The organism is bacterium (assembly GCA_020444325.1).
Classification (GTDB): domain Bacteria; phylum Bacteroidota; class Ignavibacteria; order SZUA-365; family SZUA-365; genus BM516.
Genome location: JAHLLD010000002.1, coordinates 164692 through 188811 on the forward strand (window position 1 = coordinate 164692; position 24120 = coordinate 188811).

General features: G+C 56.4%; 18 protein-coding genes. 17 read left to right on the forward strand and 1 reads right to left on the reverse strand.

Annotated features, from left to right (window positions below):
• Positions 1–18: 18 nt before the first annotated feature.
• The 6 genes from KQI65_03480 to KQI65_03505 are packed head-to-tail and all read left to right on the forward strand — an operon-like array spanning position 19 to position 8494.
• Complete coding sequence (locus KQI65_03480; GenBank protein MCB2203784.1) at positions 19–2886, forward strand: BamA/TamA family outer membrane protein; 2868 nt, start codon at positions 19–21, stop codon at positions 2884–2886.
• Entirely contained in the window at positions 2886–4100 is a 1215-nt protein-coding gene (locus KQI65_03485; GenBank protein ID MCB2203785.1) for a PQQ-binding-like beta-propeller repeat protein, read from the forward strand. Before KQI65_03480 ends, KQI65_03485 begins: the two co-directional genes overlap by 1 nt.
• A complete protein-coding gene (locus tag KQI65_03490) occupies positions 4097–4855 on the forward strand; it encodes a hypothetical protein (GenBank protein ID MCB2203786.1) in 759 nt (252 codons plus the stop codon). Before KQI65_03485 ends, KQI65_03490 begins: the two co-directional genes overlap by 4 nt.
• 45 nt (positions 4856–4900) lie before the next feature.
• Positions 4901–5728, forward strand: a complete 828-nt coding sequence (locus KQI65_03495; GenBank protein ID MCB2203787.1) for a PHP domain-containing protein — start codon at positions 4901–4903, stop codon at positions 5726–5728.
• 14 nt (positions 5729–5742) lie between these two features.
• A complete protein-coding gene (gene ribE / locus KQI65_03500; protein ID MCB2203788.1) occupies positions 5743–6216 on the forward strand; it encodes a 6,7-dimethyl-8-ribityllumazine synthase in 474 nt (157 codons plus the stop codon).
• A gap of 22 nt (positions 6217–6238) precedes the next feature.
• Complete coding sequence (locus KQI65_03505; GenBank protein MCB2203789.1) at positions 6239–8494, forward strand: hypothetical protein; 2256 nt, start codon at positions 6239–6241, stop codon at positions 8492–8494.
• An 80-nt stretch (positions 8495–8574) separates the two neighbouring features.
• Here the strand turns inward: KQI65_03505 and KQI65_03510 are convergent, their stop codons facing one another.
• Positions 8575–13803: a hypothetical protein gene (locus KQI65_03510; protein MCB2203790.1), complete on the reverse strand. Its 5229-nt coding sequence runs from the start codon at positions 13801–13803 to the stop codon at positions 8575–8577.
• 331 nt (positions 13804–14134) lie between these two features.
• Between KQI65_03510 and cmk the strand changes: the two genes are divergently transcribed.
• From cmk to KQI65_03565, 11 genes are all read left to right on the forward strand, one after another.
• Positions 14135–14848, forward strand: coding sequence for a (d)CMP kinase (cmk, locus tag KQI65_03515; GenBank protein ID MCB2203791.1), 714 nt, complete (start codon positions 14135–14137; stop codon positions 14846–14848).
• Positions 14848–15741: a 4-hydroxy-3-methylbut-2-enyl diphosphate reductase gene (locus tag KQI65_03520; protein MCB2203792.1), complete on the forward strand. Its 894-nt coding sequence runs from the start codon at positions 14848–14850 to the stop codon at positions 15739–15741. The genes cmk and KQI65_03520 overlap by 1 nt, the downstream gene beginning before the upstream one ends.
• 189 nt (positions 15742–15930) lie before the next feature.
• Complete coding sequence (gene rpsA / locus KQI65_03525; GenBank protein MCB2203793.1) at positions 15931–17739, forward strand: 30S ribosomal protein S1; 1809 nt, start codon at positions 15931–15933, stop codon at positions 17737–17739.
• 184 nt (positions 17740–17923) lie between these two features.
• Positions 17924–18559, forward strand: coding sequence for a DUF2239 family protein (locus tag KQI65_03530; protein MCB2203794.1), 636 nt, complete (start codon positions 17924–17926; stop codon positions 18557–18559).
• Positions 18560–18644: 85 nt separating this feature from the next.
• A complete protein-coding gene (locus tag KQI65_03535; protein ID MCB2203795.1) occupies positions 18645–19067 on the forward strand; it encodes an acyl-CoA thioesterase in 423 nt (140 codons plus the stop codon).
• Between the two features lie 30 nt (positions 19068–19097).
• On the forward strand, positions 19098–19493 hold the full coding sequence (locus KQI65_03540; protein ID MCB2203796.1) for a hypothetical protein: 396 nt from the start codon (positions 19098–19100) through the stop codon (positions 19491–19493).
• A gap of 92 nt (positions 19494–19585) precedes the next feature.
• Positions 19586–20335, forward strand: a complete 750-nt coding sequence (locus KQI65_03545) for an SIMPL domain-containing protein (protein MCB2203797.1) — start codon at positions 19586–19588, stop codon at positions 20333–20335.
• A gap of 182 nt (positions 20336–20517) precedes the next feature.
• Positions 20518–21630, forward strand: a complete 1113-nt coding sequence (locus tag KQI65_03550) for a DUF4242 domain-containing protein (GenBank protein MCB2203798.1) — start codon at positions 20518–20520, stop codon at positions 21628–21630.
• A 206-nt stretch (positions 21631–21836) separates the two neighbouring features.
• Entirely contained in the window at positions 21837–22223 is a 387-nt protein-coding gene (locus tag KQI65_03555) for a group 1 truncated hemoglobin (GenBank protein ID MCB2203799.1), read from the forward strand.
• 18 nt (positions 22224–22241) lie between these two features.
• Positions 22242–23651 (forward strand): tRNA (N(6)-L-threonylcarbamoyladenosine(37)-C(2))-methylthiotransferase MtaB, encoded by a 1410-nt coding sequence (gene mtaB / locus KQI65_03560; GenBank protein MCB2203800.1) that lies wholly within the window; start codon positions 22242–22244, stop codon positions 23649–23651.
• A 192-nt stretch (positions 23652–23843) separates the two neighbouring features.
• Positions 23844–24038 carry a T9SS type A sorting domain-containing protein gene (locus KQI65_03565; GenBank protein ID MCB2203801.1) on the forward strand — a complete coding sequence of 65 codons (195 nt, stop codon included), beginning with the start codon at positions 23844–23846 and terminating at the stop codon, positions 24036–24038.
• Positions 24039–24120 lie beyond the last annotated feature (82 nt).

The following is a 24120-nucleotide window of genomic DNA, read 5'->3' on the forward strand; positions in this document are numbered from 1 at the left end:
GAACGCATGGCGCAATGTATGAAAGACGCTACGATGCACATATCGCCTCCGCCGTCGTTTCCGGGATTCCGGTACCGCACGCTGCGCTTCGTCATGCTCTGCCTGCTACTTGGGGCAATCGCAGTCCCTCAGGTGCAGGCACAATTCCTCCCGTTCGGACGCAACAAAATCACGCATAAGGATTTTGACTGGCAGATCCTGAAGACCGAGCATTTCGACATCTACTACTATCCCGAGATGACGGAACTCGCCGGCAAGGGCGCCTACTTCGCGGAGAGCAGCTACCGCAAGCTCGAGCGTGTGTTCAACTTCACGATGCGCCATCGCATCCCCCTCATTTTTTACAGCTCTCCGCTGCACTTCCAGCAGACGAATGTGACGCCCGGCTTCATCCCGGACGGCGTCGGCGGTTTTTTTGAGTTCATGAAGGGACGCGTCGTTATTCCCAGTCAGGGTTCGATGGAGCAGTTTCGCCATGTCATCAACCATGAACTCGTGCATGTGTTCATGCACAACAAGCTGGCGCATACGATGACAAAACATGGCCAGCGTCCGGACCGCTACCTGCCCCTGTGGTTCGTTGAAGGACTGGCGGAATACTATTCTACGGATTGGGACAGCCAGGCGGAGATGGTGTTGCGTGACGCTGTGCTCAGCGGTTACTTCGCACCGCTTTCGAACATCTGGGCCATCAATGGAAGCTTCCTGATGTACAAGGAAGGGCAGGACGCCCTGGGCTTTATCGCCCGAACATACGGGGAAGAGAAAATCGTGGCCATGATAGACAATTTCTGGGTGTCGGAAGAATTCAGTGAGGTGTTCCGTTACACGCTTGGACTCTCATATGAGCAGTTCGATCGTGCGTGGGTACGGGATCTGCAGCTGCGGTACTATCCGCTCGTAGAGACGCATGACAGGCCCTCGGATGTTGCGCAGAGCATTGTGCCATCCGGATTCAACTCCAAACCGGTGTACTATCAGAAGGGTGATTCTTCCTACGTCATTTTCATGGCGAACAATACCGGGTACAGTGGGGTGTATAAGAAGTCCCTCACCGGGGGCGAAACCATTGAACTCATCCAGGGAGAAAAAACGGATCGCTTCGAAGCTTTCCATCTGCTCGGGGGACGCATGGATATCAGCAGGGATGGGGTGCTTGCCTTTGTTACCAAGAGTGGCGCAAGCGACGTGATGCATCTGTACGATGTCGATGCTGAGAGGCTGCTCGGCACGCTGCGATTCGACGACCTCGTCATGATCAATTCTCCTTCATGGTCTCCGGATGGAAAGCGGGTGTTGTTTGCGGGACTCAGTACAGCGGGGCAGTATGACCTGTATGTGGCCGATCCCGCCCGGGGCAGTCTTGATCGACTTACGGACGATTTTTATGATGACCGTGATCCGGCGTGGTCTCCTGATGGTGATCGCGTGGTGTTCACATCCGACCGGGGTCCCGAAGGACGCCGTGGTGCGAGAGATCTTTACCTGCTCGACATGGATGGCGGAGGCATTCAATACCTGACACAGGACAGCATTTCGTACGCGTCGCCTTCCTGGTCCGCCGACGGCACCCTCATTGCCTGTACATCCGACAGGGATGGAACGCAGAATGTCCATGTCCTCAACGTGTCGGATGCACGAAGTGTGCTTCCACCCGTCAGGCAGATCACGAAGTTCACCACAGCGGCGTTTGATCCGGTGTGGACGAAGAAGGGTGGACTGCTGTTCTCCGCATACGATGGCTTCAGCTTCAAAATCCTCGAAATGCCAGATATCGCTTCCCGTATTGATTCATTTTCGCTGGCATATCCTGAGCGCATGCCCGCGGAGGTTGCGCCATGGACGACGCCGTCGGTCTCGGGTGAAACGGTGTCTTCACGTCTCGCGTACAGGAAAGAGTACGAAGTCGATGTCGCACAGAGTGCCATTTCCACCGATCCGGTGTTCGGAACGCTGGGCGGCGCTGTGCTCAGCATGAGTGATGTACTCGGAGACGATCGCTATTTCTTTACCGTGTACAACACGGCGCAGACATCCGGTGAATTCCTGTCGAGTTTCAATTTTGCCGTCTCGCGAATGTCGCTCGGGCGAAAGACCCCGTACAGTTACGGTGTGTTTCATTACGCGGGTCGGCGTTACGACCTTCTCGATCCTGACCTGTACTTTTACGAACGCGCGTACGGAGGATACTTCGCCGCTGCCTACCCGATCTCGAAATTCCGGCGCATTGAGGGCTCTGTCAGTTTCAGCAACTCCGACAAGGAAGCCATTGCCGAGATCCGGCAAAGGAAGGCCCTGCTGCTCACCAACTCCGTCAGCTATGTCAGGGACAACGCGCTGTATTATTGGACAGGTCCGATCGACGGCAGCCGCTTCAACGTGACGCTTTCGTATACTACCGATCTGCGATATTCCAACGTCAACTACTATTCCGTCATGCTCGATTATCGGCGGTATCTTCGGCTTGCACTGCGCTCCGCTTACGCCATGCGCTACGAGTTCCTGTACAATCACGGGAAGGAAGCGCGGAGGTATTTCCTGGGCGGCAGCTGGGATTTGCGCGGATGGCCGCGATGGTCGATTCGCGGTACCAAGCGCTGGCTGACAAGTCACGAACTGCGCTTCCCCGTGCTCGATCGTGTCGGATTCGATTTCCCCTTCGGCAGCATCAACCTGGGTATTCTCCGCGGCGCACTGTTTTTCGATGCCGGAAATTCATGGGACAGCGAGTACGGGCAGACACTCGGTGCTGTCGGCGCTGGATTGCGTTTCAGCCTGTTCGGGGTGTTTGTGCTGCGCTATGATTTCGGGAAACGCATTGAAGACAACTTCACGCACATCCAGAGCGATGTGTTCCACCAGTTCTTTTTCGGTTGGGATTTCTGATGCAGCACAGAGATGATACGACCGGGGTCCGTCTTGAACAGCACATCGTGCTGCGCCTCCTCGTGTTCTCCGCCGCTGCGCTGCTTCTATCCGGTTGCGGCGCATCCTCCTGGCTCGATGCGCCATTGCAGGGCGGTGTGGCAGACTGGATGCAGGAGGGAGGGAACGCACAGCGTACGCATACATACGCCTCGGCGCCGGGTGCCGGTGTCGCTGCGTGGGAATTTTCCATGGACGCAGCTGCGGGACGTGCGGAAATGCTGCTTCGCGGCGAGACGGTGCTTTTTCCGTCTATTACCATGATTCTGGAAACCGCTCGGCTCAGCGACGGAGAACAGAACGGCGCATTTCCCGTGGAGGGCATTATCGCGGCGACGCCTGCCATTCTGAACGACAAGCTTTACATCGCGACCGATGGTGGGAACGCACATCTCTACTGCTACTCCCTTGAGAATGCAGCGCTGCAATGGAAGCGGCGCACCGGTGCTGTGCAGGCCGGATTGTGCGCGTTTGACGATGCGGTATTCGCCGCAACCGTCGGTGGACTCGTCTACCGTTTCTCGGAGGAAGACTCGCTTCCACAGTGGACGCGTGAATTGAAGTCCCCTGTCTATGGTGCGCCGGCAGCCGCAGACAGCATCCTGGTCGTCGGTACCGCCGCTGGTGATGTGTACGGACTTTCCGTGAACACAGGTGAAACAATGTGGCGCGAGCCGACCTTCGCCGCAGTGCAGGCCGGTCCGGTAATACAGGGCCCACGGGTTTTCGCCGCGAATCATGAGGGGCGCGTGGTCGCTATTGATCTTCACAGTGGACAGAAACTCTGGGAACTGGAAACGGGCGTACCGGTATACTATCCAGCGGCCGTGACCTCCGCACGCCTTGTTCTTGCGCTCTCAGACGGAACCCTGCTCGTCGTTGATCCACAGAGTGGCACCATCCTGCAGAGCACGGAGATCGGCGAATTGCCCGGTGCGGCGCCCCTGCTGCTGGGCAACACCGTGTACCAGCTTCTCAGAAAAGGAATACTGCTGCGCATCGACCTCGAAAGCGGGGCGATTGCCGTCTGTGAGACGCTCCCCCTGCGCAGTGAAACCGCCCCGCTGCTCACACCGCGCGGCATCGTGCTTGCAGATGAGGATGGAGAAGCCGTCATGAGCGGATGCGATAAAGCTATCGAGGACGTCGGAGCGAAGGCGACAGGTAATCGATGAAATATCTCATTCCCATATTGCTCACCCTTTGCATTCCCATGCTGACGCATGGACAGGATATCGATCCACCACAGAGCGGATACATCTCGCTGCAGTCGGAACCCTGCGGCGCGGATGTTTTTTTGGGCGATTCTTTGCTCGGGCACACACCGCTTCGCATCGACCGCAGATATGGGGATTCCGTGCGGGTGTATTTCCCCTCGCGCAGTGCCTGGAATGCACAGGTGCAGCGCCTTCCGAACGCGCCGCTTCATGCAGGTGAAGGCGTGGTTCTGCTGCGATTCAAGAATACGTTTCAGCTGCGCAGCCTGCCGCATGGCGCTGCGGTATACCGCGGAGATTCGCTGCTCGGCAGAACACCGCTGGATGTGGACAGGCAGGCAGGTACCCTGCGTCTCGAAGCTGTCGGCTATCTGGGCGTTGATTTTGATCCCAGGAGCACAACACGTGCAAGCGCCCTGGTCATGTTGCAGCCCCTGCAGGAGAAAGCGATGCATGGTGAGGTGCAGAGGAACGGAAGCGGATTCCATCTTCCCGCTGCAGACATTCTCGTTCCTGCCGGAGTAGGTCTGCTTGCTGGTGTTGCCGCGGTGATGCTTAAACAGGAAGCCGATGCGAAATACGATTCCTACCTCTCGACAGGAGACGAGGAACTACTATCTCAAACGAAAAAGTACGATATTTACGCTGGCATCTCCCTGGCGCTCCTGCAGCTGGGACTGGGATATTTCATCTATCGTCTTTTTGATGAATGAAATTCTGTCCTTGATCCGCGATCCCTTTCACCTGTTCCCTGAGTCATGACAGGAAAAGTCGACTTGCATACGCATACCTACTACTCCGACGGCGCATTGTCGCCGAAGGAGCTGGTGACCCGTGCGCACGAAGTCGGCATTGAAGTACTCAGCATCACCGATCACGACAACATCGACGGCATCGCGGAGGCCGTACATTCAGCGAAGGATTTTGGGATTGAAGTGATTCCGGGCGTGGAGTTAAGTTCCACTCTCGGAACCAAGGATATTCACATTCTCGGGTATATGTTCGATCCCGACAACAGACAGCTTCGAGACACGCTCGAGTTCCTTCGCAAGGAACGGTTCATCCGCGCCGAGCGCATCGTGCGCAAGCTCAATGATATGGATCTTCCGCTGGACTTCGATATTGTGCTCGAACATGCGGGACACGGAGCGGTCGGACGGCCGCATATTGCGGCGGCGCTGCTCGATGAAGGACTCACCAACGAATATGCAGAGGCGTTTGAGCAGTATATCGGCGATCGCGGTCCCGCCTTCGAACCCAAGTACAAGATTTCTCCCGAGGATGCAGTCGAAATCATCGCCAATGCGGGCGGCATATCAACTGTCGCGCATCCCGGGTGGTATATCGGCGAACAGGATCTCTCCTACCTCATTCGAGCGGGAATTGACGGCATCGAAGTGGTGCATCCCGCCCACGACGCCAACAGGGAACGGTACTTCCGCGGCATCGCGTCGACGTACTTCCTGCTGGAAAGCGGTGGGTCGGATTTCCACGGCGGTAAACGCAACGACTATCAGAACTTCGGGACCTACACCGTTGGCGCTGATATCGTGCAGGCCATGAAACGCAGACTCTTTATTCAATAGTACACGAGGATTCCATGTTCACACCCATTCAGGGCGACCTCAAGGCGGGAGCGTTCAAGTTCGCACTCGTTGCCAGCAGGTTCAACGACGTCATCACACGTCGGCTCGTTGACGGTGCGATCGACTGTTTGACGCGGCATGGTGCCGAAGAGCAGCAAATCGATGTTCTCTACTGTCCGGGATCGTTTGAGTTGCCGCTTGTCGCACGCAAGCTCGTCGACAGCGAGAAGTACGATGCGATTATCTGCCTGGGAGCAGTGATACGGGGCGCGACTCCCCATTTCGATTATATCGCTGCTGAAGTGACCAAGGGCATTGCGAACCTCTCGATGGAGAGCCGCATTCCCATCGCATTCGGGGTGCTGACAACGGACACGACCGAGCAGGCACTCGAGCGTGCCGGATTGAAACAGGGCAATAAGGGCTGGGAAGCAGCCCTGACTTCGATGGAAATGCTGAACCTGTTTGCAGCTATCGACGGACAGTAATCTTCATTTATACAGGACACGTATGAAGCGCGCAGTATTGCTGCTTCTCCTCCTGTCCACAAGCGCTGCTGCGCAGGTGGGGACGTGGCACACCTATACGGATATGAAGAATGTCCGTGACTTTGTCATCGGGGACGATGGACTCTGGGCCGCGTCAAGTGGCGGTGTATTTCTTGAAACAGACGGAACGTATACCCGTTTCACCAATGTGGACGGGCTTTCCGCCATCGATTACATGGCAATCTCGCGAACCGCGGATGGTGCCATCATCGCCGGCGCCAGCAATGGTATGATCAATGTGCGTGAAGCGTCCGGCGATTGGTATGAAATCTCCGATATTCAACGTGCAACGGAGTATCCCAGTCGTGGTGTGACTTCCATTACAATGCATGACGGACTCGCGTATATCGGGACGGAGTTCGGTGTGGCGGTGTTCGATCATGTGAAAAGGGAATTTGGCGATACCTGGCAGAAGTTCGGGAGTCTGCGTGCGCAGTTGCCGATCGTCGGCATGTATTTTTCAGGACAGAAACTCTGGGTCGCGACACACGAAGGAGTTGCGGTTGGTGACCTCAACAACATCAATCTGAAAGATCCCGCGAACTGGACGGTCTATACCGGAACGGGCAGCGGAGATTTTGGCGAGATAACGGCTCTGTCTGCAATCGGTGGAACGCCGTTGCTCGCAACGAAGTCGAAACTGTACAGATTTGACGGGCGTCAGTGGGTTGAATTTGTGGGCGCACTGCCCGGAGGTGAAGTGGTTCGCCTCAGGGAGGATGGTGACGAAGCGCTCTTGCTGATGAATTACAGCCTGTACCGGGTTCGTCAGGATGGCGGTGTTGTGCCGATTGGCGAAAGCGTCAACCTGCCGCATTATCCCACGGGGACGTTGCTTACTGATGTGCGTATGGACAGCGGCGATATCGTACTCGCGTCCAATCATGGGATTGCCCGCTACGCAGAAGGCAGCGCCTGGGATTTCCGCAGACCGGACGGCCCGAACTCGAATTTCATTCAGGCGATGGCGGTCGACAGAAATGATGGGATGCTGTGGGTTGCATCCGGTACGGCTGGTGGCGGCAATGGCATCTACCGTTTCGACGGTACTGACTGGACAAATTATTCCACCGATTCACATCCGGAAATGAAAACGAATGCGGTCACAGATGTTGCTGCCGGAGTGAACGGCACGATGTGGTTCGCTACCTGGGGAGAAGGGGTACTCGAACTGAATCCAAACGGAGTGTTCACGGCTTACGACCACAGCAGCGTTCCTGGTTTCCCCGGTATCGATACAGATCCGGAATTCGAAGCGGTGCGATCGGTGCGGGTAGACAACAGTGGGGGAGTCTGGACACTGCATTTCATTTCTCCCACATACCTTCTCGGATATCGTTCGCCGCAGGGTGCCTGGAGCTTCGTCTCGAACACCGTCATACCCACCCCACTTGCCGTGACAGCGCTGACCATCGATCAGTTCGATCAGAAATGGGTACTCGTCGACGATCCCGTTTTCACCGGAGTGTACCTTCTCAATGACAACTATACACCGACGGTGATCGCCGACGATACGTGGACCAAACTGCGTGCCAATGATGCCAACGCCATCAACGCGGATGCTGATGTTACCGCGGTTGCGGTGGATCTGTTGGGGGATGTATGGATAGGTACGGACCGGGGACTGCGCACGGTGTTTGATCCAACACAGCCGGATCGTGTTTCCACGACCTGTTTCAACACGCGTTGTAATATCGAGGGACAGTATGTCACCAGCATTGCCATTGATCCGGTCAACAACAAGTGGATAGGTACGAAAGAAGGTGTGTTCGTGCTTTCCGCTGACGGAAGCGATATCCTCGCACAGTATGATGTGGACAACAGTCCGCTGCTGGATAATGATATTCAGACCATCTGCATTCACCCGCAAACCGGGGTGGCATATATCGCCACGGCACGCGGACTCTCCAGCGTCGTGACACCGTACGTGCAGCCGGTTGCCGGATTCACCGATCTGGTTGTTTCTCCGAACCCATTCAAACCCGGTCTCGATGACCGCGTGATGATCGATGGGCTCGTCGAAGGCGCTGTTATCAAGATTCTTTCCGTTTCAGGAAATCTCGTGGCAGAACTTACCTCGCCTGGTGGACGTGTGGGATTCTGGGATGGCAGGACAACAAATGGCGAATATGCCGCATCCGGTGTGTACTTCGTCGTTGCTGCCTCTCCCAATGGTGCTGAAACTGCGACAGCAAAGCTTGCCGTGGTCAAACCTTAGGCAGTCCATTAGTTGTGAATACAGAACGGCTCCCCGAGGGGAGCCGTTTGCGTTTATGTGTGCGGTGATGTTCTGTCAGGTTACTGCAGGTGAAGCAGTTCCTGCTTCTGCCAGGTTCCGGAAACAAGTCGCAGGATGTAGCTGCCTGGTGGAAGCTGACCGTAGTTGAGCTGCAGCAAAGCAGTACCGGTCTCCACATGCTCAGCGGGGAAGGTTTTTCTGAGTCGCCCGAGCATGTCGTAGAGAGCGGGGATGACTTTCGCATTGTTTTCGCTGTGCAGCATTACATGCACGAGCCCACCCCTTGCCGGTTGCGGCCACAGTCCTATGATATGAAATCCCTGCTCATCCGGGAGCATGTCGATACCTGTGCCAAGATCAATGGTGCGGAAGCGCCACGGAGTATTGTAATCGCTTGTGCCGCGTCCCGTCGTCACATTGAGTCTCCACCAGTAAAATGTGTAGCTCTTGAGATTGCGCACATACACCGCGGTGCCACGAATGTTTGTACTGTCGAACACGATGTTGGCGAAGCTGTTGTCGATCGCCACCTGCAGGTGGTAGGCACGGGCCCCATCTGTCGGATACCATTGCAGCAGAGCATTGACCGGGATGTCCGGGAGTCCGTCAAACGGGGTGAGCTGACGGGGTGGTGGCGGAGCGGTACTGAACTTCCATGGACGAGACCAGTCGGAATAAGCAGCAGATCCGGTGTTGCCCGAACGCAGCCGCCACCAGTAATCGTCTTCGTGTGAGAGTCCGGCCACCGTGTAGGAGAGTCCCGTCAGTCCACTTTCATTGAGGACGAGATCCGTAAACTGCTCGTCGCGTGCGACCTGCAGTTGATACCCGCTTGCATTCTCGGCGGCGTACCAGGAGAGGCTGGTCGTCTCGAACTGGCCAAGTGCGCCGTCAGGAGGTGCCTCGTGCACCGGCGCTGCAAGCGTTGAACCGCTTGTACGGAAACTCCACACCACCGACCATTCACTCTCTGTCGCATCAGCACGCATTGCTTTTACGCGCCAGTAGTACCGGGTATTGCGGTCGAGCTCAGGTGACTGGAAGCTGGAGACACCCACAACCTGTTCATCGAGCGTCCAGAAAGACATTGCCGGGTCGCTCGTAACCTGCAGCCGGTAGCTGACTGCTCCGGCGAAGGGAATCCAGCGGAACCGCGGGATTGTGGAAACGCCTTCAGATGCATCCGTCGGGGCGTAGAGCGTCGGACGCGTGAGCGATTCACTGATTGCGAATGGTTGGGCCGAGACGTCGACACGCGTGCTGTCGTATGTATCACGCACTCGGATGCGGCAGTGCTCAGAGGGCTCAACGGGAACGATCCAGGAATACCGGTGTAATCCGCCTTCAATATTGACTGCGACGGTTTTCCAGAATGCCCCGTTGTCTGTGCTGTATTCGATGTCGATCGAGGAAATGCCTGCGCTTTCCCACAGAATGAGCTTCGTCGTCCCGATCTCCCAACGCTCACCGCCGTCCGGTTTGACCAGGTTGAGGTATGGCTCCGGGGTGATGGAAAATGCACCATCACTCTCATCAGAGATGCCAGGTACGTCCAGCGCCTCGATGCGCAGCATGCAGAGGTCGGAAATGCGATCGGGCACGCTCCAGTCGTATTCGGCGACAACCGCCGTTGTACGGCCGATCTCTTCCCACGCCGTCCCAAGGCTGTCGCTGAAGAGCAGGCGCACGCTGTCAATTCCCGCACTCTGCCAGCGAATCCGCTGTACGGTGCGGATCTGCCACTGCTCGCCCCCATTGGGGGATATCACTTCGACGGCGGGGATCGGTGTGATACGAAATGTCGTTGCACTGCGGTCGAAGATGGACGGATCGTCATGACTTGCGGCGCGCAGCAGGCAGTGGTCCGAAGGCGTCAGGGGGACGCGCCAGGCGTATTCGCGCATCGCCGCCTGCACACCACTTTCGATGGGCAGCCAGGTGTTGCCATTGTCCGTTGAATAGGCAAGGTCGAGCGCAGAGACGCCAATACTTTCCCAGCGAATCCTGTGTTCAGTATCCACGCGCCATTCTTCTCCGCCATCCGGTGCCACAACCTGCACAACGGGCTGCTCGTAGATTGTGAAATCTTCGGGACTCTCGTCGGTCAACGCCGGATTACCTGCTGCGCGCACACGCACGCGGCAATGCGTCGAGGTCAGCGCCGGCAGTGTCCACTGCCATGCACCGGCATCGACGGCGAGCGGACCCGCAATCTGTGACCAGGAGGCACCGCTGTCGGTGGAGAGATCGATGAAAATCTCGGTGGGACGCTCACCCTGCCAGCGCACGGGAAGCACCGTGCCGGATTGCCGCACTTCGCCACCGAGTGGGGAAAGCAGTTCAAGCGATGGTGCGAGCGGGAGCGGAAGCATGGCGTCGCGTCGGATCGCGCAACTGCTGGACTGCGCGTCATAGTAGGCTTCAAAGTGATAAGTGCCGGCGCGCGGGAGCGTGAGACCGGCCGTGAAGACACCATCATCGGCCAGTGTATCAGGTGCGGTACCGTCGTCCCGAAGAGGAAGCGGTGTGCGCGTATCCGCACTGTCGACGAGCACCAGTGTCGCGTTCTGCTGCGTAAGTGCCGGGCCACCTTCGAGCGCGACACTGACGACAGCGGATTCACGAGACAGTGCATCCCGCGGCTGCAGACGTATATGCAGATTCTGCATATTGTCGTGCTCAACGGCGGCCCGCACGCCCTGGGGAAGCATGGCGACACCGTCGATCAGGAGCAGCCAGCTGCCCGACTGCGGTGCGATGACTGTCAGCGCTTTCATTTTCAATGCGGCGGATTCCGTCGCGAATACCGACGTGTCATTGGCCATGGCGGGTGTAACCATGCTGGCGTCGGGTGCGAGCAGTGCGATGCCGGGATCCCCCGTACTCCCGCTGTAATCGATAATTACACTCAGTGCCTGCGTCATGCAATCGGTTTCGATTTCCAGGAGTGATGAAATCGCGTCAGGCTCCAGCGCCTGCAGGGGATGGCGCGTATCGAGCAGCATACTTTCATGCGTGGAGATCTGCAGCGTATTGCGGCGCTCGCGCGACCAGAGCATGACGATGTCTCCTGCGGGACGCGCCAGATCAAATCGCCGCCCGAGGTTGTCCATGCGACTGAGTACGGGATCGGGCAGGATGCTCTGCTGCTGTACCGGGAGCTGCCAGCCATATCCGCTGAGGGTGAGCGCACCGCCGCGGAAGGGATGCTCCGCTCCTGCGCGGGAAACCGGTATGAAGGTCGTCGCACCGGTGCCAGCCTGCTGCGTCACAGGGTCGCTGCCGAAATACATGGTGGATGGATAGAGAAACAGTCCGGCGTCACTCAGCGCTTCATAGTGCGAAAGATCCTCCGCGAACAGACGATTGCCTGCGCTCACATCGAGACGGAGACGCATGGTCCCATTCACCGGCCAGTTCCCGCCGGAATGCAACTGCAGCGTGACCGAAGGAATCCCTACATCGGTATGCAGTGACAGCGCGAACGGCGGCTGGTAGAGAGCAGAAGAGAAGCGCAGCGTATCGGGCGCATTGTACACGAGGAATTCACCGATCTGATCTGCAAGGGTGCTGTCGCTGAGCGTAAAGCCGTAGAGCAGACCAGGCAGCAGATCAGGATCCGGTGCTGCAAGTCGACCTGTCGCATCGTCCGGTGTCTGCAGTGCTTCTGACGCCATACCCGCGAGTATGCCGTTGGCAGTGCGCGCTGCGGGGAGCATGGCCGAGGAGAGCGCGGTGCTGCCGTCGTCATGCAGGGCGGATTCAACAGGGAGTGGGGGATTGACGGCTGGTGCACTGCCTGCGATATTCAAAGCTTCGACACCTGCAGGAAATGACGACGGTGAGAGACGCTGTAGCGCATCGCGTCCCGGCATCAGCTCACGCAGTGCCGGCGCGTAGCGGTCCATGATATTCGGGAACTGCATTTCCTCAGGTGCTGCGTATGCGAGTCCCGCCCTCAACTGTCCCGCATGCGGGGTGCCGAGAAAGACAACTTTGTAGATATCATTCCGGAATGAAACCGGTGCAGTTTCAGCCTGGAAGTACGTCCAATTGCGTGCGGTACCTTCGAGGTAGGAGCGGAGAACGAGTCCCCCCATACCCTGCGCCGCTGCGGTAGCCACCGTGGTGTCATACATTGACAGCAGCAGCTCAAGATCGCGCGCGAAAAGGAAACCGCTTTCCTCCCAGTTCTGGTCCGGGGGATAGCAGTACTGCCACACGTCGAAACGGTCGGCATGATTGTGGTCACGTCGCTGCAGGCGCGCGGGATACGAAGTGTATGCGTAGTCACGTTTGCCGTTGAAATCTGCATCCAAAGTGTCGGAGGGAAAGATGATATCCTCATCGGCACCCCAGGCGGGATCCGTTCGTCCTCGTCCATGCAACAGTACGAAAGGAACCCGATCATGGCGAATATTGTCCGTGCGAAACTGTTCCGCCCCTGCCGCACCACTGTCAGCAGAAAGAGGGGGAAGCAGCATGGTTGTCTGATACAGCGGATATTGCACCGCATCCCCGCTCATCGCGAGCGTATGCAGATCGGCGCCGTATTGCCAGGGGAATCTGAGATAGCGTGGAAATACCCATTGCGAAGATGCGGAGGTCTCGCGTGGATGATCCTGGTACGAGACCAGGTCGCGATGGAGTATCACATAAGCATCTTTTCTTCGTCCGCGAATGAAATCCTTGAGCGGATACCAGAAACCGATTTTCCCGAGGACGTGCATATCTGCATCCAGCAGCAGCAGGTCGGTCATGTTCTGGGAAAGCACATTGAGGAATTTTCCCTTGTAGAAGTTGGCAATGCCATTCGTGTCCACCGGCATACGGAGGGAGACGGGGGATTGCGGTGTAGGCGAAGCGCTGCCTGCATATCCCCAGAGTTCGACGAATTTCACAATAGGCGTGTTCTTTTCCACCACGTGAATACTCACGGCGATGTCAGTTTCCTCTACGGGAGCAACCTCCACGAAATCCACATATCGCGCAGTATCGTATCCGCTGCTGTCCTGCACCACGAGGGTGACGGACTTGCGTCCCGGAGTCTCATACGTGAAGAACGGATTCTTCTCCTGCGAATCGGCAATGCCGTCGTCATCGAGATCCCAGCCGCGCCAGATCACGGAATCCGACGGGGTGGACTGGTCGAAAAACTGCACACTGAGCGGCGCAGCCCCCGAATCCACATCAACCGTGAACGCCGCATGCACCTGCGCATGCAGAGGAACGGAAAGCGTGAAAAACATCAAACATGTGAGAGTGGATCGAATCTGCCGCAGACTCATCGTCAGCTCCGCGTCCGTTGCGAAAAGGCGAGCAAAATAGTTGTAATTAAGCACATTACACCATTTGCCTGAAGTTAAACATAAAACGCAACCCGATCAACTCCTTCAATGGGAACACGAACAAAGCGGATGAAGCGGATCAGGGCAGAACACGGGTTACACAGATTTTCACGAATTTTCACGGAGGTTGTAAAAAGTGCTTTCCCCTATCTCCGTGAAAATCCGTTTACATCGGTGTGATCTGTGTTCTGTCCTGATCCGTCTAATCCGTTTTGTCTGTGTTCCCTCCCCGATTGCTCAGGACTACCGGAAGTTGTATATTTATGGTCTTATGGAGAATTGGACTGAAAATCTCCCGTTTATTATCGCCATCGATGGTCCCGCGGGCAGTGGGAAGACGACGACGGCGAAGGCGCTGGCAAGCGAGCTGGGGTTCATTTATGTGGATACCGGAGCGATGTATCGTGCGGTTGCACTGTATGCCAGGCAGCGGGGTGTGTCCATTTCCGATACCGATGCCATTTGCGCATTACTTCCCGAGGTGGATATCCGTCTCGAGCGCAAGGGCGGGGAGCAGCACACGCTGCTCAACGGTGAGAACGTCGAAGCGCATATTCGTACGCAGGAAATGAGCAAGGCGGCCAGTGATATTTCCGCCATTCCGTGCGTTCGGGAGGCGATGGTTGAGCTGCAGCGCAAGGCGGCCGAAGGCGGTGCCGGTGCAATTCTCGAGGGACGCGATATTGGCACTGTGGTGTTTCCGCATTCTCCCTGCAAGATTTACCTGGTGGCGGATGCTGCAACCCGGGCCGAAAGGCGCAAACTGCAATTGGAGGAGAAGGGGATTTCCGGTGATCTCGATACGATTCGCCGTGAAATTGAAGAACGTGATCGTAATGACGCCGCGCGCGAACATTCCCCGCTGCGCAAGGCAGATGATGCGATAGAGGTAGAGACGACGAATACGAGCATCGATGAACAGGTTTTGATGATTCTGAGTTTGGTTAAGAAACGTCTCGATCTCTACCGGAAAGGAAACGACTGATGGAAGTGCATATTGACCCGACCGCCGGCTTCTGCTGGGGTGTGGTTCGAACGATAGACATAGCTGAAGAGGAGCTCCGCGAAGGAGCGCAGCTCGTATCCCTCGGTGACATCATTCACAATCCGAAGGAAATTGAACGACTCGATGCGCTGGGCATGCGTACGATCGATCATGCGCAGATTGAGGAGTTGCCTGACGGCACGAAGGTGCTGATCCGCGCGCACGGTGAACCGGCCGCGACGTACCGGAAAGCGCGTGAGCGCGGCATTGAACTGGTGGACGCTACCTGTCCGATCGTCACCAAGCTGCAGGAGCGCATCCGGAAGTACTACGATGAAGGGTGGCAGATCGTGATTTTCGGAAAGCGCGAACATGCGGAAGTGATCGGGTTGCGCGGTGTGACCAACGACCAGTGCGTTGTGATCAAGTCGCTCGACGAAGCACGCAGCCTGGTGAATCTCGACCGTCGGACGGTGTTATTCTCGCAGACGACGATGGACAAGCAGTCCTTCAGTGATATTCGCGCCTACCTGCGCGAGCGTGTCGCCGAGTTTGCTGAAGGCAGCATGGAGGAAATCGCGACGGACTTTCATGCGAAGGACACGATTTGCGGACAGGTTTCTGGCCGTGACAAAAAGCTGCGGGAATTCGCGGCAGCGAATGATGTGATGATTTTCGTGGCGGGTCGCAAAAGCTCGAACGGCAAGGTGCTGTTCAATATCAGCAAGGAAGCGAACCCGCATACGTATTTCATTGAAGACGTGAGTGAAATTGACCCGGCGTGGTTTGAAGGCGCCGAATCCGTGGGCATCAGCGGCGCGACGAGTACGCCGCACTGGCTCATGCAGAATGTGAAAGAAGTGATCGAAACAAGATTTGTCCCGTCCAGCTGACCCTGATTCAAGGAATGCAGCGGACAACAGAAGGCGCGATTGCGCCACGCGCAGCTGCGCCGAACGAGACCGCCACCATAAACTCATTACTGTTGAACAAAAGAATAATTCACGCTTCCCGCGATGCTGCTTCCCCTGGTGGCACGGAAGACAGGACACGGCGAAGTGATTCTCGAACCAAGGAGACTTATGTCAGAAGAAACCCAGAACACTGCTGAAGAGACGACCACGGCCGCCGCGCCCGCGTCGCAGCAGGAGACCGCCCAGGACGATGTGATCGTCAAAACCGTCGGTACTGTCGTCGAAGACAGCGAGTACGGAAAGAAAGAATTTGACGAGATGCGTTCGATGTACGAAGGCACGTTGACCTCGCTCAAGCAGGGTGAGATCATCGAAGGTCGCATCGTGCATCTTACCAAGGATTATGTCACGATCGATATCGGCTTCAAGTCCGAGGGCATTGTAGACACCGACGAATTCTCGAACGCCTCCGAACTCAATGTCGGCGACACCGTGGAAGTGTTCCTCGAGTCCGTCGAGAACAAGGACGGGAACGTCATTCTCTCCCGTAAGCGCGCAGACTTTGTGCGTATCTGGGAGCGTATTCAGAAAGCCTACGATGGCGACGAAATCCTGCAGGGCCGCTGCATCCGTCGTATCAAGGGCGGTATTGTCATGGACCTCATGGGCGTCGACGCCTTCCTTCCCGGATCGCAGATCGACATTCGTCCCGTGCGCGACTTCGACGCCTATCTCGGCAAAACCCTCGATGTCCGCGTGGTCAAGATCAATCAGCCGGCAGAAAACATCGTTGTCAGCCGCAAGGCCATCATCGAAGAGCAGATCGCCGGTCAGCGCAAAGCCATTCTCGACAGTCTCGAGAAGGGGCAGATCCTCGAAGGTATTGTCAAGGCCATCGCAGACTTCGGTGTGTTCATCGATCTCGGCGGTGTGGATGGACTGGTGCATATCACCGATCTCTCCTGGGGCCGCGTCAATCACCCGACCGAAATCGTCAAGCTCGACCAGACGGTCAACGTCGTCGTGCTCGATTTCGACGAGGAGAAGAAGCGCATTTCTCTCGGTATGAAGCAGCTTCAGCCGCATCCGTGGGAAAACATCGATCAGAAGTATCCCTCCGGCACACAGGTGCGCGGAAAGGTCGTTTCCCTCGCCGACTACGGTGCATTCATCGAGATCGAAAAGGGCATCGAAGGCCTCATCCATATTTCCGAAATGAGCTGGACGCAGCATATCAAGCATCCTTCCCAGGTTGTGAGTATGGGACAGATGGTTGATGCCGTCATCCTCAACCTCGATGTGGAGAACAAGAAGATCTCCCTCGGTATGAAGCAGCTCGAGCCGGATCCCTGGTCCAATCTCATCGCGAAATACCCCGTCGGTACCCAGCATACCGGTACGGTCCGCAACCTCACCAACTTCGGCGTCTTTGTCGAGCTGGAGCCGGGCGTGGACGGACTCGTGCATATCAGTGACCTGTCGTGGACGAAGAAAATCCGCCACCCGGGAGAACTGGTCAAGAAGGGCGACAAGATCGACGTCGTCATTCTCGGTATCGATACCGATCAGCGCCGCATCTCGCTTGGTCACAAGCAGGTGCAGGACAATCCCTGGGATAACTTCGAGACCCTCTTCGCTGTCAGCACCGACACCGAAGGCAAAATCGTGCGCCTCATCGAGAAGGGCGTCATCGTCGAACTGCCCGCAGGCGTCGATGGCTTCGTTCCCAGCTCGCAGCTGGCCACCAAGCAGGTCAAGAACATCCCCGAGAACTTCAAGGAAGGCGACAGCCTCCCGCTCCGCGTGATCGAATTCGACAAGGAGAACAAGAAGATTGTCCTCTCCGTCGTCGAGTATTTCAAGGACAAGGATACCGAGGCCCTCGAAGCCTACCTTGCCTCACACGGACTGCTCAACGCCGCTGACGCTGAGAGCACGGACGTTCGTCCGGAAGATCTCAACTTCGACGACATGTAATCATCTCGTCGCGGAACTCGCGAAAAAGCCGTCCACTCCACCTCGGAATGGACGGCTTTTTCATTATCCTGCAGACATATTTATACCCGGGTAATATTGCATTTGTAATTTTACCCGGGTATATTTGTGTATCATATTGAATTAAAGGAGACGAATGATGTATACGCAGATTGCAGAACGCTGCATGGTGTTTGCAGAAGACCGCTGTATCGCGAGGGGAGAGACGCTGCAGGTTGCGCGGGAGATGAAGGAATACACCGATCGCAACCCGGATGCCTCGATCATGATACTCGATGAGGCGGATGCACGTATCGTGGAAATCGATTTCCGAGGGGATATTGAAGATGTGCTTGCGAGACTCGAAGAGCGTGCCGCGGAGGCGAATATGCAGAAACTGCATAATGGTGGGGAAGAAAATATGCAGAAAGTGCATAATACCGGTGCCGAGAATATGCAGAAAGTGCATCAAACGACGCAGCGTGGCCCCGGCAGGCCGAAACTTGGCGTTGTTTCCCGCGAAGTGACGCTGCTGCCGCGGCACTGGGAATGGTTGTCTTCCCAGCCGGGAGGAGCTTCCGTTACTCTGCGAAAGCTGGTCGAGGCGGCACGAAAGGACAACAGCGGACGTGATCGCATGCGACGCGCACAGGATATCACCTACCGCTTCATGAATGCGTTGGGCGGCGACCTGTCCGGCTATGAGGAGGCGCTGCGGGCACTGTACGCCGATGACAGGGAGCGTTTCGCGGAATACATCGCCGACTGGCCCGCAGATATTCGTGAGCATTCTTTGCGCTTCTCGGCTGCGGCGTTTTCCTGAAAGCAATCGATTCAAATTGCACGGCGATCCGGCATGAGGGATCGCCGTGTTTTGTATATTACCCGAAAAAACAACTGGAGACGGGATGGACGCACGTCCACTTTGCGTAACGACAGATTTTCTGATCAAACTCTATGACGTTGACGGCATGGGGTATGTCAGCAATATTACCTATGTGCGCTGGCTCGAGGACCTCAGAACGCTGTTCCTTGAGAAATATGCACCGCTGGCGGGACTCCTCGCGCGCGACATTTCACCGGTGATGGCGCAGACGCACATCGATTACCTGCGTCCCCTGACCATGCAGGACAGTGCGCACGGCGAGGCCTGGATACTCGAGGCTGGACGCACCAAATGGACGATGGCCTTTGAAATCACACAGGGCAACATCGTACACTGCCGCGCACAGCAGAAAGGGTATTTCATTAATCTGAAATCCGGTCGTCCCGCACCCATGCCTGACGAAATCACCACCGCGTACGCGACAGAGCACCTCGATGATACCTGAAGTTATTACGTATTCACGGTGGCAGCACTGATGCCGCCGCCTCCCGTCATCGAACTCGCAGCGTGGACGGCATTGCTGCTCTTCTCCGCTTTGGCTGTCTTCCAGTCCTTGCTCGCCCTGGGGCTGCCATTCGGCCACCTCGCCTGGGGAGGTGAATACGTACGTCTCCCGTGGACACTGCGCATCGGTAGTGTCGCAGCCGTGATCATTTATCTGTACGGTATTCTGTGCGTGCTGGAGCGTGCCGGGATGTATGAGAGCTTTCGTAACGAGCAACTGATTTCGATTTCGTTCTGGGTGTTTGCCGGCATCTTTCTTTTGAGCGTTGCGGGAAATCTCGCTTCCCGAAGCATCTGGGAAAAACGCATCATGACGCCGGTCGCTCTCCTGCTCGCGGCGAGCAGTGCCGTGCTGGCGATGGCATAACCGTGCCGACCGGTTTGGCAGAGTGGTGTTCGGGGTGCGAAGGATGGACGAATGCGTGTCCGAGGAATATTCATATATCGGAAGGAGAAAACATGAAAGCGTACATCCTGATACTTGCTCTGCTGCTGGCTGCCTCTGCTGCGACAGCTCAGGGGAGCATGGGAAATGACGATTACCGACAGATCAACGTAAGTGGTGACGCGGTGGTGAACGTGGTGCCTGATGAAATTATCATCACACTTGGCATTGAAACCTCGGATATGGATATCACCACTGCCAAGGAGAAAAACAACGACATCCTTGAGGATGCCATCGACGCGGCACGCAGGGAAGGGGTGGAGGATACTGATATCCAGACGGATCATCTCAGTATAGAACCGCGCTACAGGGATGGATATCGCAAGGAGAATTTCCTCGGGTATTTCGTGCGCAACACCGTGGCACTCACCGTGCGTCGCGTGGAAACTGTCGAAAACGTGATCACACGCGTTCTGGAAGCGGGTGTCAACTACATCCACGGTATCGATTTTCAGACTACCGAATTCAAAAAACACAGGGAAAAAGCACGCGAACTGGCATTGCTGGCAGCAAAGGAGAAAGCAGAAAAGATGGCGACTGTGATGGGACAGCAGCTAGGCTCACCATTGCGCATCGACGAAACCTACAGCGGTTCTCCGGTCACATACTGGAACAGCTGGGGCCATGGCCGGGCAAGGGGCATGTCGCAGAACGTGATGCAGAACATCACCAGCGGTGAGAGCGGTGTGCAGGAAAGTATCGCCCTCGGGAAAATTGCCATCCGCGCTCGGGTGAACGTTTCCTTCATGATCTCGGAGCGCTAACTGACGCAGTGCGCGTCAGTCGACACCCGTTGCGTAGACCGATGTTGTTTCTCACCGGTTCAGGGGCTATCCTTTACGACAGTATTCATAGTACCTGAAAGGGCCTCGGGAAACCACGCATACCTTATGACGCTCCATGCAGAGCGGTATACGGGTGTGTTGGTGACCGGAATCGACACAGTATGCCAATTTTTATGGATCGCCACGATGTACCCGGTGCGACAGCAGCGGATGTGGCACATGCGCACCAGAAAGATCTGGACATCCAGGACCGCTACAATTGCAGAGCCATAACCTACTGGTTCGATGAAGCCCGTGGGACAGCGTTCTGTCTGATAGAGGCGCCGGATGCGCAGGCGGTGCAGGCCATGCACGACAGCGCGCATGGCCTGATTCCACATCTGATTCTCCAGGTAGAGAGTGATACGATCGAGGCATTCCTCGGAAGAATACAGGATCCCGAGACGCCAGCAGGCACAGAACCCGTGACAACGGAGATCATCGAACCTGCACTTCGCACCATTCTCAGCCTCGATACGCGCAGCCCGTCTCAGCTTAAGATGTCGGCAGACCAGGCATCCCGAAGTATGGCTGCAAAAGGACGAATTTCTGATATTGTGACCCGGCATGGTGGCAGGGAGGTCGAACATGCGGGAAATAAATTCATTGCATCGTTTTCGCTCCTGGCGGAGGCGATCACCTGTGCAATGGAAATCCGGCACTTCTTTTCTGCCGATTCTGAAGGGATCGCCATCGGTGCGGTGCCTCGCATCGGTCTCAGCGCAGGAGTCCCGGTGACGGAGAGTTCGGAATTATTCGGCGATGCGGTACGCAGTGCGTCCCTGCTCAGCGATCATGCCAGGAAAGGTGAAGTGCTGCTCGCCCCATCCGTCTACGAATATGCCGGGAGCGAGGCGCTGGGACTTCCTGCCGGCATGCGTGTGCTCAACGATACTGAGCAGCAGTTTCTCATCGCACTAACGGAGGTCGCTGCACGCGTCTGGACTGAACCGAAGCTGCAGAACGCCGAGATCGCGAAGGAACTTGGTTTGAGTACGTCTCAACTGTATCGCCAATCCATCGCAGTCACCGGACGCGCGCCGAGTCGATTCATGCAGGATTACCGCCTCGAGAAAGCGGCCTGCTCCATCGAAAGACGTGAAGGGACGCTGAGTGAAATCGCGTTCGCTTCCGGTTTCTGCAGTCTTTCCTATTTCTCGAAATGCTTTAAAAAGAAGTACGGCCTGCTCCCATCACATTACGCCGCACAGCTCGCGCATATCTCGACTGTCTGACGCTGCCGAAATGTCCCGTCCCATCGTATTGATCGAATAGTACAAACATCTGGTTCAATCGTTGTAGCGCGATTACGCCAGTGCGGTTAGATTTGAGGTCAACGCAGCATCATTCTCCATGCGCAATGAGGAAGCAACGTTCGCGGACCGTGATCGTGTTCCATGCTGCTGTGACATTCAGTTCAACAGACATCGAGGAGTACGCAATGGAAAATAGAGCACAGGATACGCTGTACGCGCGCCTGGGTGGCACAGAGGGAATTACCGCGCTCGTCGACGATATTGTCGACCAGCATATGAGCAATCCAGCAGTCTCCGCGCGCTTTCTTCCCTATAAGGAGAAGCCGGAACTCCTTTCCCAGATAAAAAAACACACCGTTGATTTTTTTAGTATGGGCAGTGGGGGACCGGCAGCGTACAAGGGACGGGACATGGAAACGACGCATCGCGGTATGAATATCAGCGAGGCGGAGTACATGCACGTCGTCGACGACATCATGGCCGTCTGCGAAAGACGTGAAATCGACGATCAGAGTAAGAGCGAAGTCCTTTCTATCGCATGGTCGCTGAAAGAACAGATCATGCATAAGTAGCAACGGCGAACACGGAGAATGGAAGGCAGGGCGTTCGTCCTGCCTTTCTATTTCCGCGAAATTTTCCTTTTTTACAGGCTTATGAAACGCGTAAGCATGCATACACTGGGCTGCAAGCTCAACTACACCGAGACCGTGACGCTGCGTGAGCAGTTTACAGGTGCGGGATTCGACGTTGTTGATTTCAAGGACAGCAGTGACGTCGTCCTGATCAACACCTGCTCGGTGACGTCGAAGGCGGATGCTGAAGCGCGCAAGCTGGTGCGGCAGGCACTCAGGCGTTCACCCGATGCCTATGTGATTGTGGTCGGCTGCTACGCACAGCTGCGTCCCGAGGAGATTGCTTCCATTGAGGGCGTGGATCTCGTGCTTGGCTCGAAAGAGAAATTCCATGTGATGGACTACCTCAATCCGGCACTGGAGAAACAGGGTCCGCGCATCATCGTCGATGATGTGGATGACGTCACCGAGTTTGGTCCCTCCGCGGCAGCGGACGCAGACGAACGCACTCGCGCTTTCCTGAAGGTGCAGGATGGCTGCGACTACAGCTGTTCGTTCTGCACCATCCCCATGGCCCGGGGCGGCAGCCGAAGCGACAGCATTGCCCGTACTGTCGATCACGCGCGACACATTCTTGGCCAGGGCTTCCGGGAAATCGTGCTGAGCGGTGTGAACGTCGGAGACTTCGGAAGCGGCACCGATGAGGATCTCTACCAGTTGCTGCTTGCGCTCAATGAGCTGGACGGCGATTTTCGCCTGCGCATCAGCAGCATCGAACCCAATCTGCTCACCGACGACATCATCCGGCTGACCGCGGAGTCTGACCGCATGTGCAATCACTTCCACATCCCGCTGCAATCGGGAAGCGATGATGTGCTGCGCCTCATGCGCCGGCGTTACAACACCCGCCGTTTCCGCGAGCGTATCGATGCGATACTCACCGCCGTGCCCGACTGCGGCATCGGCATCGACGTCATCGTCGGCGCTCCGGGAGAAACCGACGAACGCTTCGAGGAGGGATATCGATTTCTGACGGACATCCCACTCGAATACCTGCACGTGTTCACGTACTCGGAGCGTCCCGGAACGGATGCGCTGGAAATTGAGGAGCAGGTGCATCCAAAGCAGCGAGCGGAACGCAATCGTATGCTGCGTTCGCTTTCGCAGAAAAAGCGCCGCGCCTTTTACCAGTCCCAGCTCGGCCGCACGCTGGACGTACTGTTCGAGAAAGTCGACGATCACGGCATGATCGGCGGCTTCACGAGTAACTACGTACGCGTTGAAATCCCTTACCAGCCCGGTATGGAAAACAGCATCCTCCCCGTGCGCCTCGACCGCATCGAACGCGGCGTCGTCCGCGGCACGTTGCTGTCCGCACCCGACACGCAGACTTCCTACCTTTCCCTTCCCGTTATTGCAGTGGACTGATTCCATCCTTTTCTTTCTTACATCATTCCTGCAGACAGTCGCTTCGTAACCGATTCACGCTATTGGTGTCCACTTATTGCTGATTGACATCAAGAGCCTGGAGGGTATGCATGAGATCTGTCTACTTGCTTTTTCTCATGGTATGCACGTTGTCCGCCACAACGGACGCGCAGACATACTGGCAGAACGATTTTGGCCCATGGGGCGGTGCAGCTCCGGCTCTATGACATCCTCGGCAGACAGCTGCGCACGGAGATCGATCGCTTATCCACTTCCGGCACGCATTACCATTCCGTCGATGTCACGTCGCTCGCACCCGGCACCTACATCGCCGTACTCACATACCGGGAAAACACTCGTGATGTCACCTTCCAGGTACTTCGGTAGATAAGCGATCATTTGGAGGAAGAGACGAGAATCCTGCATGACTCCTCATCGGGTAATTTCCCTTCTCACCCTCATTGGGAAA